Origin of the sequence: Sulfitobacter sp. TCYB15 (assembly GCF_040435955.1) — a bacterium.
Lineage (GTDB): Bacteria > Pseudomonadota > Alphaproteobacteria > Rhodobacterales > Rhodobacteraceae > Sulfitobacter > Sulfitobacter pontiacus.
Genome location: NZ_CP159193.1, coordinates 454,578 through 468,668 on the forward strand (window position 1 = coordinate 454,578; position 14,091 = coordinate 468,668).

Sequence of the window (14,091 nt, forward strand, 5' to 3'; positions counted from 1 at the left end):
AAGAACCTGAAGTTGCATCTTTATAAGCGACAATTTGCCTAAGTCTAGCAACAAAAAAGTCAAGGAAGCAGTATTCACGCGCGTAAAGAAACAGCAGCGAGGTCGCGCTGGCCCTAAAGCCAGTCGCGCAGGATCGGAATCAGGGGAATGTCCGCAGGCGGCATCGGATAATCTTTCAGCGCATTGGCACGGACCCATTTCAGGGTCTGCCCCTCGCGCGCCTGCGGTGTGCCGTTCCATTTGCGGCAGGCAAACAGCGGCATCAGCAGGTGGAAATCATCGTAGGCATGGCTGGCAAAGGTCAGCGGGGCAAGGCAGGAGGCCCATGTGTCGATGCCAAGTTCTTCTTGCAGCTCGCGGATCAGGGCGGCTTCGGGGGTTTCGCCGGCTTCGACCTTGCCGCCCGGAAACTCCCACAAACCGGCCATGGATTTGCCGGGCGGGCGCTGTGCCAAAAGCACGCGCCCGTCCACGTCGATCAGGGCAACCGCCGAGACAAGGATAACCTTCACGAACGATAGTCCGCGTTGATCTCGATATAGCCGTGGGTAAGGTCACAGGTCCAAACCGTTGCTTTGCCGTCGCCAAGGCCCAGATCGACGCCGATGGTGATGTTCTGGCCCTTCATATGCGCCGCCGCTGCCTCTTCCGAGTAGTCGGGGCTGCGCCAGCCGTCTTTGGCCACCTCGATATCGCCAAAGCGGATCGACAGGCGATCCCGATCAGCAGCAGCCCCTGATTTACCGACGGCCATTACCACGCGGCCCCAGTTCGGATCCTCGCCCGCGATGGCGGTCTTGATGAGGGGGGAATTCGCGATGGCCATGCCGTGGGTCTTGGCATCATCATCCGTAGCGGCACCGGTCACGGCGATCTCGACGAATTTGGTCGCCCCTTCGCCGTCTTGCACAACCTGATGCGCGAGGTTCAGCATGACGCCGTGCAGCGCTTCCGAGAACGCATCGCTTTCGCTGGCATCCACGCCCGACGCGCCAGTTGCGGCCAGGATCAGACTGTCGGAGGTCGATGTGTCGCTATCCACGGTGATGCAGTTAAAGGTGCTATCGGTATGGGTCGACAGCATCTTTTGCAGCGCCGGTTGGCTGACAATCGCATCGGTGAAGATATAGACCAGCATCGTCGCCATATCTGGCGCGATCATGCCCGATCCCTTCGCAATCCCCGCGATAGAGACTGTTTTACCGTCAATCTCGACCTCGGCACGGGCCCCTTTGGGGAAGGTGTCCGTGGTCATGATCGCCTTGGCCGCATCGGAAATGCCCTTGTCGGACAACGCGCCTTTAAGGTCCGCGAGAACAGCCGTGATCCGGTCGTGGGGCAGCGGTTCGCCGATCACACCTGTTGAAGAGGTGAAAACACGCGATTGGGGAATGTTGCAGACATCAGCAACCGAAGCGGTAATTGCTTCGACCGCGGTGACGCCGTCCTTGCCGGTGAAGGCATTGGCGTTGCCCGAGTTGACCAGGATCGCGGCACCGGTGTCTGATGTCGCGCCGATCTTGGCCTGACAATCCAGAACTGGGGCGGCGCGGGTGGCAGAGCGCGTAAACGCCCCCGCCACCGTCGAGCCCGGGGCCAATTCGGCCAGCATCACATCGGTGCGGCCTTGATACCGTACCCCCGCCGCGATGGTGGCGAAACGCACACCATCGATGACAGGAAGATCAGGGAAGTGATCGGGTGCCAGCGGGGATACAGCGGTGACTTTGCCCATTTGTTACTCCAGCAGGCCGAGGTTGGTCAGAACCGAAGGGTCGATTGTGTCAGCCGCCGAGCGGTCAACATCTGCGGCTTCGGTGGTCTTTTCGATCAGGGTCTGTGCCTTGACCTGACGGACCTGGGTTTCCAGCTCGTCCTTCACGTCTTCGAGCTTGGGCGCTTCTTTCTGGCGCTTGTCGTCCAGTTTGATCACGTGCCAGCCGAACTGGGTTTCAACGGGATCAGACACAGCGCCGACCTCAAGCTCGGCAACGGCGGTTTCAAACGCGGGCACCATCATGCCGGGCCCGAACCAACCCAAAGTACCGCCCGCAGGACCGGAAGGACCGGTGGACTTTTCTTTCGCCAGCTCGGCAAAATCCGCGCCTTCATCCAGCTCTTTCTTGACGGCTTGGGCTTCTTCTTCTGTTTCTACCAGAATATGCGACGCGCTGAATTCCTCGGTCGGTTCTGCATCGGCGTAGGCTTCCTCATAGGCGGCTTGCAGCTCTTCCTCGGTGACGTCCTGGGCCATTGCTCTCTCGATCACTTCGCCCGCGATCAGCTGGCGGCGTTCGTTTTCAAGCGCCATCTCGATCCGCTTCGGCACTTCGCCGTCAAAGTCTTGCGACAAGGCGGTTTGCTGCACAAGCTGATCCAGAATGCCTTTGAACAGGACTTCGGGGGGAAGCTGTTGATATTGTTCGGGCAGAGTGGCGCGGGCAATGATCATGCTGCCAATCGTGATGTCGGTGCCATTGACCGTGGCAACCACGGTTTCAGCGGTGACGTCTGTCTGCGCATCCGTGTTTTCGGCAGTGTCGTCCTGCGCAACAGCGGGCAGGGCGAGCGAAGCTGCCACCACGAATGGTGCCAGAAAAGTGAGAGGTTTTTGCATGTATCTGTCCTTGGTTTGGCAGCCACAAGGGGCTGCTACATTGACACGGTTTAGTGCGGCCCTTACATCGCCCTATGGGCGCGGCCTTGGCGCACGTTCAGTCTTGTATCTAGGGGCTGTCCGGCGGCTCGGCAAGCAGATGGACGCCTTGGAACATAACTTCGGCAGGAGATTGCATGCTGGGCATCGGAACACTCGCCAAAAAAGTCTTTGGGACCCCAAACGACCGTAAAATCAAGGCGACCCGCCCGCTGGTTGAAAAGATCAACGCGCTGGAAGAAGAATTCTTGGCTTTGACCGACGACGGTCTGAAGCAAAAAACGGAAGAGCTGCGCAAGCGGGCGATTGACGGCGAAAGCCTTGATGATCTGCTGCCGGAAGCTTTTGCGAACTGCCGCGAAGGCGCACGCCGGACCTTGGGTCTGCGCGCCTTTGACACGCAGTTGATGTCGGCGATTTTCCTGCATCAGGGCAATATATCCGAGCAGAAAACCGGCGAGGGTAAAACCCTGACCGCGACGCTGGCCGCTTACCTCAATGCGCTGACCGGCAAGGGCGTGCATGTGGTCACGGTGAACGAATACCTCGTGAAACGGGACGCCGACTGGATGGGCAAGGTCTTTGCCTCGCTGGGGCTGACCACGGGCGCTGCGGTGTCCGGCATGACCGAGGAAGACAAACGCGCCGCCTATGATTGCGACGTGACCTACGCCACGAACAACGAGCTGGGCTTTGATTATCTGCGCGATAACATGAAGTCTGAGCTGAGCCAGATTTTCCAGAAACAGCACAACTTTGCCATCGTGGATGAAGTCGACAGTATTCTGATCGACGAGGCGCGGACGCCGCTGATTATCTCTGGCCCGTCGCAAGACCGCTCCGAGATGTATAAAATCGTCGACGATGTGATCCCGCTGCTGCAGGAAAGCCACTACGAGCTGGACGAGAAAACCCGCAACGTGACCTTTACCGACGAAGGGAACGAGTTCCTCGAGCAAGAGCTGCACAGCCGCGGCCTGCTGGAAGAAGGGTTAACGATGTATGACCCCGAAAGCACCACCATCGTGCACCACGTGAACCAGGGTTTGCGGGCGCATAAGCTGTTCCAGCGCGACAAGGATTACATCGTGCGCGACGGCGAGGTGATGCTGATCGACGAATTCACCGGGCGTATGATGTCCGGTCGTCGTCTGTCCGACGGGTTGCATCAGGCGATCGAAGCGAAGGAAGGCTGCCAGATCCAGCCCGAGAACGTGACACTGGCCTCGGTCACCTTCCAGAACTACTTCCGCCTTTATGACAAGCTGGCGGGCATGACGGGTACTGCCGAAACCGAAGCCGAAGAATTCGCCGAGATTTACGGGCTGGGTGTTGTCGTGGTCCCGACCAACGTGCCGGTTGCGCGTGTGGACGAAGACGATCAGGTCTATCGTTCGGCGCTGGAAAAATATCAGGCGATGATCGAAAAGGTCAAAGAAGCCAATGCGATAGGCCAGCCGGTTCTGGTGGGTACAACCTCTATCGAGAAATCCGAAATGCTGAGCCAGATGCTGACCGAAGCGGGCATCAAGCATAACGTTCTGAACGCGCGCCAGCACGAGCAGGAAGCGCAGATCGTGGCGGATGCGGGCAAGTTCGGCGCGGTCACCATCGCGACAAACATGGCTGGTCGCGGCACCGACATTCAGCTGGGCGGCAACGTCGAGCTGAAGGTGATTGAAGCGCTGGACGCTGATCCTGATGCCGATCCCGTTGCGATCCGTGAAAAGATTGAAGCGGAACACGCTGACGAGAAGAAAAAAGTGCTCGACGCAGGGGGGCTTTATGTTCTGGCGTCCGAGCGTCACGAAAGCCGCCGGATCGATAACCAACTGCGCGGCCGTTCGGGCCGTCAGGGTGACCCCGGCCGGTCGTCCTTCTACCTGTCTCTCGAAGACGATCTGATGCGTATTTTCGGCTCTGAACGGCTTGAGAAAGTGTTGACGACGCTTGGCCTGAAAGAGGGCGAAGCGATTGTGCACCCTTGGGTCAACAAGTCGCTGGAACGCGCGCAGGCCAAGGTCGAAGGGCGCAACTTTGACATTCGTAAACAGCTGTTGAAGTTCGACGATGTAATGAACGACCAGCGGAAGGTCATCTTTGGCCAGCGCCGCGACATCATGGAAGCTGCCGACCTGCAAGAGATCACCGCCGACATGCGCGAGCAGGTGATCGACGATCTGATCGACCAGTTCATGCCGCCAAAAACATATGCAGATCAGTGGGATACACAAGGTTTCCAGGCCGCGGTTGCGGATCAGTTGAACCTGGATGTGCCCGTCGCAGCATGGTGTGAGGAAGAGGGCGTCGATGATGAGGTCATCCGCGAACGTCTTGTCGAAGCCAGCGAAAATATGATGGCCCAGAAGGCTGAACAGTTCGGCCCCGAGAACATGCGCAACATTGAAAAGCAGGTGTTGTTGCAGGCGATTGACGGCAAGTGGCGTGATCACCTTCTGACGCTGGAACATCTGCGGTCGGTCGTCGGTTTCCGCGGCTATGCGCAGCGTGATCCGTTGAACGAATACAAAAACGAATCCTTCCAGTTGTTTGAAAGCATGCTGGACAGCCTGCGGACCGAAGTGACCCAGAAGCTGGGTCAAATCCGTCCGATGACAGAGGAAGAGCAGCAGCAAATCCTGTCGCAAATGCAGGAACGTCAGGCCGCGGCGCAGGTTAACGCAGCGCAGGCGGCGGAAGAGAACAGCGAAGCGCCGGCTTCGACCGCCGCTGCCGCGTCCGGTTCTACCGCTGTGGCGGGGTTCGACGAGAATGATCCAAGCACGTGGGGCACCCCTGCGCGCAATGATGAATGCCCCTGCGGGTCGGGCAAAAAGTTCAAGCATTGCCACGGCAAGCTTGCGTGAATGATCTTCCCCAAGGCTGGTTGCTGGCCTTGGGGGTGCTCCGCACGGTGGGGTAAGATTTAGGTAGGATCGGTAGACCAAGCTGCGCTCTTCACCAAACGGAGAGCGACATGCCAATTACCGACAATTTCAATGACTATACCGCAGGATTGACCGGCCCTATTTGCGGGGCCTTTGATATTGTGCCCGACGATACCGCCGACCTGCCGCAGATCACCCGTGGCTTTATGGTCGGTGGGGCCGGTGATGTCGCGGTGACGCTGAAAAGCGGGGATGCAATCACTCTGCCCGGTTTGATGGCGGGGGTCGTCTATCCGTTTCGCATCTCAAAAGTGCGCGACAGCGGCACCACCGCAACGGGGATCAAAGGGTTGGTCTAGCGCCTTGTCACCGCGTAAACTGTTGTTGCGCCCCGTCAGTATCCGGTGGGGCGCAACAGGACGGGCAGAGTGCGCGCGATGATTTTGAGATCGCCCATAAAGCTTGGCTGGCGGGCGTAGCGTTCATCCAGCGAGGCGCGTTCGGCAAACAGCAGGATGCCGCGCCCCGATACCTGCCAAAGCCCTGTGACCCCCGGGCGCACCCGTTGGTAAGCGTGGCGGGCATCACCGTAGCTGTGCAGCTCCGCCCGGGTGACGGGGCGCGGCCCGACCAAAGACATATCGCCGCGCAGTACGTTCCAGATCTGGGGCAGTTCATCCAGACCGGTGCGACGCAGGAAATGGCCACCGGGGATCACGCGCGGATCTTTGGTCAGCTTTTGGTACAACGCCCATTCCAGCGCGCGATCAGGTCGCGCCAATAGAATCGCCGGCAGCGCGGCCTGTGCATCAGGGACCATCGTTCTGATTTTCCAACAGCGGAAAACCTTGCCGGCGCGCCCAACCCTAGGGTGGGCATAAAGACCGCCCTGACCCGTGGATGCCACCAGACAGTATAAAACGATAATCACGGGCAGGATCAGCGGCAGCAACGCGAGGCTGACCGCAAGGTCGAACACCCGTTTCCCGCCACGTTCGTAAAGTGGTGCCCGACGTGCATGGACATCACTGCCCTGCCGTATCCCGATATCGATAAACGCCATCGTCACCTCTTACCCATAGCAACCAAACACCGACGCATGTGCCGGTGTGTCAGCTAAAGCAGAGGTATCCTAAGGTGTGGTTAAAATCGGGATGCCGTCAGATCAGAGGTAGTTAAACTCGACCTCGCCATTGTTGATCGTCGCGGCAGTGAGCTTGTCCGTCGCGTAGGCACCGGTGTCGATCGACACCACGCCGCCCTTGATCATCGGCGTGTCGACGATTGTGTGCCCGTGTACGACCCAGATGCCGTCACGGCGGCGTTTGCGCCCGAAATCCTCATGCCCCCAAAGCAACGTGCGGCTTTCCTGATCCTTGATAGGGATCAGTGGGTTAGCGGCGGCATGGACAAAGGCGACATTGCCCGACACCCAAGAGGTTGGAAGGTTGATCACCCAGTCGAGCAAGGCCTCGCCCATAGCGCCTTGCAGGGCGTCGCGGGCGCGTTCCAGATCATCACCAGAGGAGGTTTGCGACACGCCCGAGACACCAAAGCTCGACAAAGTCTGGAGCCCGCCGTACCGGAGCCAGCGCGGACCATTCTCTTTCGGATTGTCGATAAACTTTAGCATCATCTGCTCGTGGTTGCCCATCAGCGTGATGATATCGGGCTGTTCATGCAGCGCCCGCAGAACCTGCGCGCTTTGTTCGCCGCGGTCGACAAGGTCGCCGACGCAGATCACCTGTGTGCCGGCCGGAGGTTCGGGCAGTCTTTCAAGCAGATCAAAACGCCCGTGAATATCTCCGATCGCAATCACGGGCACATCCGGTGTGATCGGATCGAAATGAGGTTCGGGCTCGGGGTCAGGTTGACGGCGTTTAAACCAACGGTTCAGCATAGGTCTTGGCGTATCCTCTGTGTTGCAAAACTGGCGCAACGAAATGGTAAATCCGTTGATTGGACGGCACACAAAGTGTAGTCCTTCCTAAACTTCTCTACGGTCCCGGTATTCGCAACAATTAATTAATAGGTAGGTTAGCAGATGCAAGGGCGCTCGAGGAAACTAGCTTGTTCGATGCTAGCCGGGGCGTTTTGCGTCACTAGTCTTGCCGAAGGTTCAGCGCAATCTTTATCGACCTACGGCACACCCGGATTGGTTGAAATGCCGACGGCCCGCGTTTTGAAGGACGGCGATCTGGCCTTCACGGCAAGCACGTTTGGCCCCAACTACCGGTATTCAGCAACGTTCCAGGTTCTGCCGCGTCTGTACGGCACATTCCGGTATTCGCAGATTAAGAATATCAGTACCAATGCGTACCTTGATGGCGATACCTTCGATCGCAGCTTTGATGTGCATTACCAGATTTGGGATGAAACCGACCTACGCCCTGCTTTCGCCGTGGGGATGCGAGACTTTCTGGGCACTGGTATCCTGAGCAGTGAATATTTTGTGGCCACCAAAAGCTTCGGGTCGAAGCTGGAGGTTACCGGCGGTCTGGGATGGGGGCGGCTTGCGGGGCGGAACTCATTCTCGAATCCGTTCAGTATTTTGTCTGACCGGTTTGACACACGGACGCGCGACGCCAACACGGGCGGCCAGCTAGAAACAGGGAACTGGTTCCGCGGGCCGACGTCGGTCTTCGCGGGCGTGCAGTGGAATGTGTCGGACCAGATGACGCTATTCGCCGAATACTCCCCCGATGAATACACGCGGGAATCGGTGAACACGGGCATCGACGTGTCTTCGCCCCTCAATGTGGGGTTGGAGTATCGTTTCAACAACGGTGTGCACCTCAAGGGGTTTGTCGTCGGGGGGCATGAGGTCGGCGCGCAGCTGAGCTATGTCATCAACCCCAAGAAACCGTCCGTACCCGGCGGGTTGGAGCAGGCACCGCGCACCATCGGCGCGCGCAACCGGCTGGCGATTGCGGAGTGGAACAACTCTGCTGCCGGGGGCGGGCGTGATGCGGTCGAGACCGTTTTGCAGCGTGTGCTGGCGGAAGACGGGCTGGAACTGCAAGGCTTCACCATGTCGGGCAACCGCGCGACCGTGCGCGTGGAAAACACCCGTTTCGACAATGAGGCCCAAGCGGCAGGGCGCACGGCGCGGGCCATGGCGGTGACGCTACCCCCCGCGATCGAAGAGTTCACGGTCGTGTTTCTGGAGCGCGGTGTGCCGCTGAACCAGATCGTGACGCAAAGATCCGATCTGGAAGAGCTGCAGTTTGATTACGATGGTGCCTGGCGCAGTCTGGCACGGGCGCGTCTGGAAGACGGGCACGATCAGGGCCGCGAAGGCGAGTTGGCGGATGTCTATCCGGTCTTTGACACGTCGATCGGGCCATATCTCGCCACATCCTTTTTCGACCCTAACAGCCCGATTAGGGCCGATTTCGGCGTCCAGCTCAAGATGGATTACCGGCCGCGCCCGGGGCTGACCTTTGGGGGTCGTTTCCGCTATCCGCTGGTGGGCAATATCGACAAATCGTTCCGCGTGTCGGATTCCGTGATCGAGCCGGTGCGTTCTAATGCTATACGCTATGCAAAGGAATCTGAGCTTGAGGTGAACAGCCTCACGGCCGAGTATTTGTTCCGCCCGGGGAAAAACCTGTTTGGTCGTGTTTCTGCAGGGTATCTGGAAGGGATGTTTGGCGGCGTATCGACCGAGGTGCTTTGGTATCCGATGGATAGCCGGCTCGCACTTGGGGCAGAGCTGAACTATGTCAAACAACGTGATTTCGACATGCTGTTCGGGTTTCAGGACTATGACGTCGTGACCGGCCATGCCTCTGCCTATTATGATCTGGGCAATGGGTTCTTCGGGCAGCTAGACGTTGGTCGCTATCTTGCGGGTGACTATGGCGCGACATTCTCTTTGGATCGTGAATTCAACAACGGGTTCAAGGTTGGCGGGTATTTCACGCTCACGGATGTGTCCTTTGATGATTTCGGGGAAGGGTCGTTCGATAAGGGCCTGCGGTTCGAAGTGCCGCTTTCGTGGCTGACCGGACGGCCGTCGCGGACGAAAGTCCAGCAAACAATCAAGCCGATTACACGCGACGGCGGGGCGCGTCTTGCTGTCGCCAACCGTTTGCACGGGGTCGTGCGCGACTATCGCGGCAAAGAGCTGCGGGAAAGCTGGGGGAGATACCTGCGATGATCTTACGTGCGTTGACCCTTGGTCTGTGTCTGGCGGGCCTCACAGCCTGTAGCGCCAGTCAGAACCTTCTGGCGCGTGGTGTTGCCGTTGCTGTGGACGACGATTCAGTCGTGCCCAAAACCGCGCAAGGGTTTCCGCCGCGTTTTGCCGCGCTGGTGCAGGATACCGCGACCCCCGCCTTGCTGCTGACCGTCGAAAACCGTGCGCAAACCGGCCGCATGCTGCGCGAGGCGCGTGTGAACGGTGTCGATACATGGCTGAGTTCGGATTTAACGGCGCTGATGCTGGAAGACGGGATGCTGCAAGGGACACGCGGCCTTGGGTCTGAACTTTTCGCTGCTGATGTGTCGGAGCCCAAGGCGCTGATCCTGTCCGGGCGGCGCGGTTATTCAGACCGGTTGCACAGCAATCTGACGGGACTGGATGAGATTTCTACCCGCGCGTACCGCTGTCTGGTGGAGCCGCAAGGCAGCGCGACGCTCGCGCTTGAGATCGGCACCGTGGCGACGCGGGTTGTAACCGAGGATTGCAAAAGTCTGGACCAGTCGTTTCGGAATACGTATTGGGTCAGTGTAAAGAGCGGTGCCATTGTACAGGCGCGGCAATGGGCGGGCGATGAGGTCGGGTATTTGATGACCAAGGCCGCCGCCCGTTAAGGTTAACAGGGGCCGAACCTGTCTGGGGGCGAGGTGTCACATGATGAATGGGAGTATTAAAGTGCGATACCTATTGGTAGCTGTTTTGGGCCTGACCCTTGCAAGCTGTGGTACGGTTTACCGAACACCTGAAGTTGTAGAGGGCGCCGCTGGCGGCACCAATGTACGGGTAATGAACCTCACTGCTGAATCCGTCATTCAGGCGAATAGATCCGCCTATGCGCCACGGAGCCTGCCCGATGTGTTTTCCCGCACCGCAGGCTCTGGCTCGGGGCTGCGTGGAACCGGGGCGCTGCCATCGCCCACACTCGACGTTCAGACCCGCCCCAACGCGCTTGAGCTGCGCCTGCCGCCCCCGGTTGATCCCGGTCCCTACGAGATTGGTATCGGTGATGTGGTGCTGCTGGCCACGCCGCGCGCCGCCGGATCGGTTGAACAGTTGACCGGGCTGCTGGCCGCACAAAACGCGCGCCAAGGCTATACGGTGCAGGATGACGGATCGATCAACATTCCCGATGTGGGCCGTGTGCGTATTGCCGGTTTGACCATTGAAGACGCCGAAGCGGCCTTGTTCCAGCGTCTGGTCGAGAACCAGATTGACCCGACTTTCAGCCTCGAGATTTCCGAGTTCAACTCGCGCCGTGTGTCCATCGGGGGTGCCGTGTCGCAGCCGACTGTTGTGCCGGTAACGCTGACGCCGCTCTATCTGGAAGAAGCCTTGGCCGCTGCCGGCGGGATCACGGTCGAGGATCAGGACTATGCCTCGATCCGTTTGTACCGTGATGGTACGCTGTATCAGATCCCGCTGTCGCAGCTTTATTCCCGCGCGAGCCTGACCAAGACCCGTCTGCTGCCCGGCGATGCGATCTTTGTTGATACGGAATACGAACTGGCGCGTGCGCAGGAATATTTCGCGCAGCAGATCACTCTGGTTCAGGCGCGTCAGGCGGCACGCGCCTCGGCATTGCAAGAGCTGCAGCTTGAGGTGTCCTTGCGCCGTGATAATCTGGACGAAGCCCGTGACAACTACAAAGCACGCCTAGATCTTGGTGCCGATGACCGCGACTATGTCTATCTCGCGGGTGAGGTTGGAACTCAGTCGCGCTTTGCCTTGCCCTACGAGCGTAAGGCAAGTCTGGCAGATGCCTTGTATGATGCGGGTGGTGTGGCGTCGTCGACCGGCGATGTATCGCAGGTCTATGTGCTGCGCGCCTCCTCTGACCCGCGCGAGCTGGGGGCCATTACCGCGTGGCATCTGGATGCTCGCAACGCCGCGAATTTCGCGCTGGCCCCGCGGTTCGAACTGCGCCCCGATGACATCATCTTTATCGCGCAGCAGCCCGTCACTAAATGGAGCCGCGCTGTTTCGCAGATCCTGCCGCAGATCCTGAGTGTGGGGAACGCGGTCAGCAATTGATCTGACCGCAATTGATGACCAAAGGCCGGGCAGAAATGTCCGGCCTTTTACGTTTCAAAGGGTCTGTCTAACGACCAGAGGTTCCGCAAATTGAACCCATCGGTGCCCTATTTCAGCCACATCGCCTTATTACCCCTGAACGGGTCAATTATTCAGGCGGTGTGATATGTATCTTTCTGTTGTGATCCCTTGCATGAACGAAGAAGCCTCGATCCCGGGGCTGGTATCGCGGCTGACGCAGGCAATCGCGCCGTGGAAAGATCGGGCCGAGATTATTCTGGTGGATGATGGATCCACCGATGCCACGTGGAAAGCGATAGAAACCGCGCAAGCCGGCTGTGCGCAACTGGTGGGTATCAAGCTTTCGGCCAATCGCGGGCATCAAATCGCGCTGACCGCCGGGCTTGAGGCGGCACAGGGCGAACGCATTTTTATGCTGGATGCCGATTTACAAGATCCGCCGGAATTGCTGGTCGATATGATGTTCATGATGGATCGCGGGTTTGACGTGGTTTACGGCCGTCGTAGCGAGCGCCAAGGCGAGACCATGTTCAAGAAGGCCACGGCGCATCTGTTCTACCGCTTCCTCAATGCCATGTCCGATGTCCCTATCCCGCAGGACACGGGCGATTTCCGTTTGGTGAACCGCCGCTCGCTGGATGCGGTGCTGGCGATGCCGGAAAAGGCCCGTTTTATTCGGGGGATGTTCGCCTGGGCGGGCTTTAAACAGGTGGGTATTGAATATATCCGCGCACCACGCGCCTTGGGCGAAACCAAATACCCCTTCCGTGCCATGATGCGCTTTGCCATCGACGCGATGACCGCCTTTTCGACGAAGCCGTTGAAACTTGCGACGCGCCTGTCTTTTGTCAGCTTGTTCATGGCGGCGTTGATGGCCGCTTATGTGATCTATTCGCTGGTCGTGTATCAGACGGCACCGGGTTGGGCGTCGGTGGTGCTTGCGGTTAGCTTCTTCTCGGGGGCGCAGCTTTTGACGCTGGGTATTCTGGGGGAGTATATCGGTCGCCTTTACGTCGAGGCCAAGGATCGCCCGCTTTATTTCGTGAGCGATGATACGCGCGATATGGTCCCCGATGTGAAACGGTTGCGTGCCTGATGCGTGTTTTTGACTATAAGTGCGCCCGCTTTGGGGTTGTCGGCATTATGACGGCATTATCCTACGTGGCGATGTATCCGGCGTTTCTGGCGGCGGGGGTGCCACAACCGGCAGCCAATGCGCTGGCGTTTTTTCTGGCGATCGTGCTGCAATACATCGGTCATGCCCTGTTCACCTTTGAACGGCGGCTGATCAATCGCAGCCAGATCACAAAATTCGCCATCATGGTTGGCTGCGGTTTTGGCATGTCGATGCTTGTCACGGGCCCTCTGGCAGAGGCTTTGGGGATGCCGGCCTGGGCGGCGGCGCTGGCCGTTGCGCTGTATCTGCCGGTGCAGAACTATATTTTGATGACCCTATGGGTGTTCGCCTTGCCGCACCCCAAGACGGAGTACATGTCATGAGCCATATCTACAGTGATACATTTTTCGACTACATCAACCAAAGTGCGCGTGCCTCGGCAAAACCGTTTGTGTCATTGCTGTTTCCTTTGCTGAAGCCAGCGACGGTGATCGATCTGGGCAGTGGGCGCGGGGTTTGGATGGATGAATGGCGCAAAGGTGGTGCGGAGGACGTGCTGGCGGTAGACGGGGACTATGTAGACCGGGCGCAACTGGCAGTCGCGCCGGAGCAGTTCATGGCCGCCGATCTGACACAGCCGGTAAAGACGGGCCGCCGCTTTGATCTGGCGCAGAGCCTTGAGGTCGGAGAGCATCTGCCCACCGAAGCCTCGGAGGTTCTGGTTGATAGTCTGACGCGGGCGTCTGATCGTGTGTTGTTTTCCGCTGCGGTCACCGGACAGGGGGGCGAGTTTCACGTGAACGAACAGCCCTTGTCCTTCTGGCAGGATATTTTCGCGGCCAAGGGTTATGTCGCCTATGATTGCGTGCGCCCTGAGTTGAAGGACAACAAGGATATCGCGCCCTGGTATCGTTACAACGCGATCCTTTATGTGAATGAGGCCGGGCGCGCGGGTTTGCCGAAAGAGATCCTCGCGACCCAAGTGCCTGCGGGGCAAAAGCTGCGCAACGCGGGTAGCCTTGGCTGGCGGTTGCGTTTGGCTGTGGTCAAGACCCTGCCACGCGGCGTTGTCACTGCCATTGCGCAAGCGCGGGCGATGGTGCTGGCCCTGCGGGCGCGCCGTGCCAAAACCCTGGGTCGCGCGGTTGTATGACGGCGGCGGTCGGGCGGCAGT

The 14,091-nt window shown here is 58.9% G+C and carries 13 protein-coding genes; 8 read left to right on the top strand and 5 right to left on the bottom strand.

Features of this window, described 5'->3' with window-relative positions:
* Window positions 1-113: 113 nt before the first annotated feature.
* From mutT to ABM428_RS02155, 3 genes are read right to left on the bottom strand one after another with little or no spacing between them, the layout of a single operon-like run.
* Entirely contained in the window at window positions 114-512 is a 399-nt protein-coding gene (gene mutT / locus ABM428_RS02145) for an 8-oxo-dGTP diphosphatase MutT (RefSeq protein ID WP_005850865.1), read from the bottom strand.
* On the bottom strand, window positions 509-1,735 hold the full coding sequence (gene argJ, locus ABM428_RS02150; RefSeq protein WP_132997669.1) for a bifunctional glutamate N-acetyltransferase/amino-acid acetyltransferase ArgJ: 1,227 nt from the start codon (window positions 1,733-1,735) through the stop codon (window positions 509-511). Before argJ ends, mutT begins: the two co-directional genes overlap by 4 nt.
* Before the next feature lie 3 nt (window positions 1,736-1,738).
* A complete protein-coding gene (locus ABM428_RS02155) occupies window positions 1,739-2,617 on the bottom strand; it encodes a peptidylprolyl isomerase (RefSeq protein ID WP_132997670.1) in 879 nt (292 codons plus the stop codon).
* 176 nt (window positions 2,618-2,793) lie between these two features.
* On the opposite strand from ABM428_RS02155, the gene secA reads away from it, so the two are divergent.
* Entirely contained in the window at window positions 2,794-5,523 is a 2,730-nt protein-coding gene (gene secA / locus ABM428_RS02160) for a preprotein translocase subunit SecA (RefSeq protein ID WP_037942361.1), read from the top strand.
* Between the two features lie 110 nt (window positions 5,524-5,633).
* On the top strand, window positions 5,634-5,903 hold the full coding sequence (locus tag ABM428_RS02165) for a hypothetical protein (protein WP_005850873.1): 270 nt from the start codon (window positions 5,634-5,636) through the stop codon (window positions 5,901-5,903).
* A gap of 35 nt (window positions 5,904-5,938) precedes the next feature.
* Here the strand turns inward: ABM428_RS02165 and ABM428_RS02170 are convergent, their stop codons facing one another.
* The gene (locus ABM428_RS02170) at window positions 5,939-6,607 is read right to left on the bottom strand and encodes a sugar transferase (RefSeq protein WP_132997671.1); all 669 of its coding nucleotides are present in this window, start codon (window positions 6,605-6,607) and stop codon (window positions 5,939-5,941) included.
* Between the two features lie 102 nt (window positions 6,608-6,709).
* The gene (locus ABM428_RS02175; RefSeq protein ID WP_132997672.1) at window positions 6,710-7,444 is read right to left on the bottom strand and encodes a metallophosphoesterase; all 735 of its coding nucleotides are present in this window, start codon (window positions 7,442-7,444) and stop codon (window positions 6,710-6,712) included.
* Window positions 7,445-7,621: 177 nt separating this feature from the next.
* On the opposite strand from ABM428_RS02175, the gene ABM428_RS02180 reads away from it, so the two are divergent.
* From ABM428_RS02180 to ABM428_RS02205, 6 genes are all read left to right on the top strand, one after another.
* The gene (locus ABM428_RS02180; protein ID WP_276319495.1) at window positions 7,622-9,706 is read left to right on the top strand and encodes a YjbH domain-containing protein; all 2,085 of its coding nucleotides are present in this window, start codon (window positions 7,622-7,624) and stop codon (window positions 9,704-9,706) included.
* The gene (locus ABM428_RS02185) at window positions 9,703-10,362 is read left to right on the top strand and encodes a YjbF family lipoprotein (protein WP_132997674.1); all 660 of its coding nucleotides are present in this window, start codon (window positions 9,703-9,705) and stop codon (window positions 10,360-10,362) included. The genes ABM428_RS02180 and ABM428_RS02185 overlap by 4 nt, the downstream gene beginning before the upstream one ends.
* Before the next feature lie 172 nt (window positions 10,363-10,534).
* Window positions 10,535-11,779 (top strand): polysaccharide biosynthesis/export family protein, encoded by a 1,245-nt coding sequence (locus tag ABM428_RS02190; RefSeq protein WP_005850883.1) that lies wholly within the window; start codon window positions 10,535-10,537, stop codon window positions 11,777-11,779.
* A gap of 166 nt (window positions 11,780-11,945) precedes the next feature.
* On the top strand, window positions 11,946-12,896 hold the full coding sequence (locus ABM428_RS02195) for a glycosyltransferase family 2 protein (protein WP_009825762.1): 951 nt from the start codon (window positions 11,946-11,948) through the stop codon (window positions 12,894-12,896).
* Window positions 12,896-13,300, top strand: coding sequence for a GtrA family protein (locus tag ABM428_RS02200; protein ID WP_037942347.1), 405 nt, complete (start codon window positions 12,896-12,898; stop codon window positions 13,298-13,300). Before ABM428_RS02195 ends, ABM428_RS02200 begins: the two co-directional genes overlap by 1 nt.
* Window positions 13,297-14,070, top strand: coding sequence for a methyltransferase domain-containing protein (locus ABM428_RS02205; protein ID WP_132997676.1), 774 nt, complete (start codon window positions 13,297-13,299; stop codon window positions 14,068-14,070). The genes ABM428_RS02200 and ABM428_RS02205 overlap by 4 nt, the downstream gene beginning before the upstream one ends.
* The last annotated feature ends 21 nt before the right edge of the window (window positions 14,071-14,091 follow it).

Coding starts and splice junctions, on each gene's coding strand:
- ABM428_RS02185 (WP_132997674.1), top strand. CDS start 9,703: ATGATCTTACGTGCGTTGACCCTTGGTCTGTGTCTGGCGGGCCTCACA.
- ABM428_RS02205 (WP_132997676.1), top strand. CDS start 13,297: ATGAGCCATATCTACAGTGATACATTTTTCGACTACATCAACCAAAGT.
- ABM428_RS02175 (WP_132997672.1), bottom strand. CDS start 7,444: ATGCTGAACCGTTGGTTTAAACGCCGTCAACCTGACCCCGAGCCCGAA.
- ABM428_RS02190 (WP_005850883.1), top strand. CDS start 10,535: ATGAACCTCACTGCTGAATCCGTCATTCAGGCGAATAGATCCGCCTAT.
- ABM428_RS02170 (WP_132997671.1), bottom strand. CDS start 6,607: ATGGCGTTTATCGATATCGGGATACGGCAGGGCAGTGATGTCCATGCA.
- argJ (WP_132997669.1), bottom strand. CDS start 1,735: ATGGGCAAAGTCACCGCTGTATCCCCGCTGGCACCCGATCACTTCCCT.
- secA (WP_037942361.1), top strand. CDS start 2,794: ATGCTGGGCATCGGAACACTCGCCAAAAAAGTCTTTGGGACCCCAAAC.
- ABM428_RS02180 (WP_276319495.1), top strand. CDS start 7,622: ATGCTAGCCGGGGCGTTTTGCGTCACTAGTCTTGCCGAAGGTTCAGCG.
- ABM428_RS02155 (WP_132997670.1), bottom strand. CDS start 2,617: ATGCAAAAACCTCTCACTTTTCTGGCACCATTCGTGGTGGCAGCTTCG.
- ABM428_RS02200 (WP_037942347.1), top strand. CDS start 12,896: ATGCGTGTTTTTGACTATAAGTGCGCCCGCTTTGGGGTTGTCGGCATT.
- ABM428_RS02165 (WP_005850873.1), top strand. CDS start 5,634: ATGCCAATTACCGACAATTTCAATGACTATACCGCAGGATTGACCGGC.
- ABM428_RS02195 (WP_009825762.1), top strand. CDS start 11,946: ATGTATCTTTCTGTTGTGATCCCTTGCATGAACGAAGAAGCCTCGATC.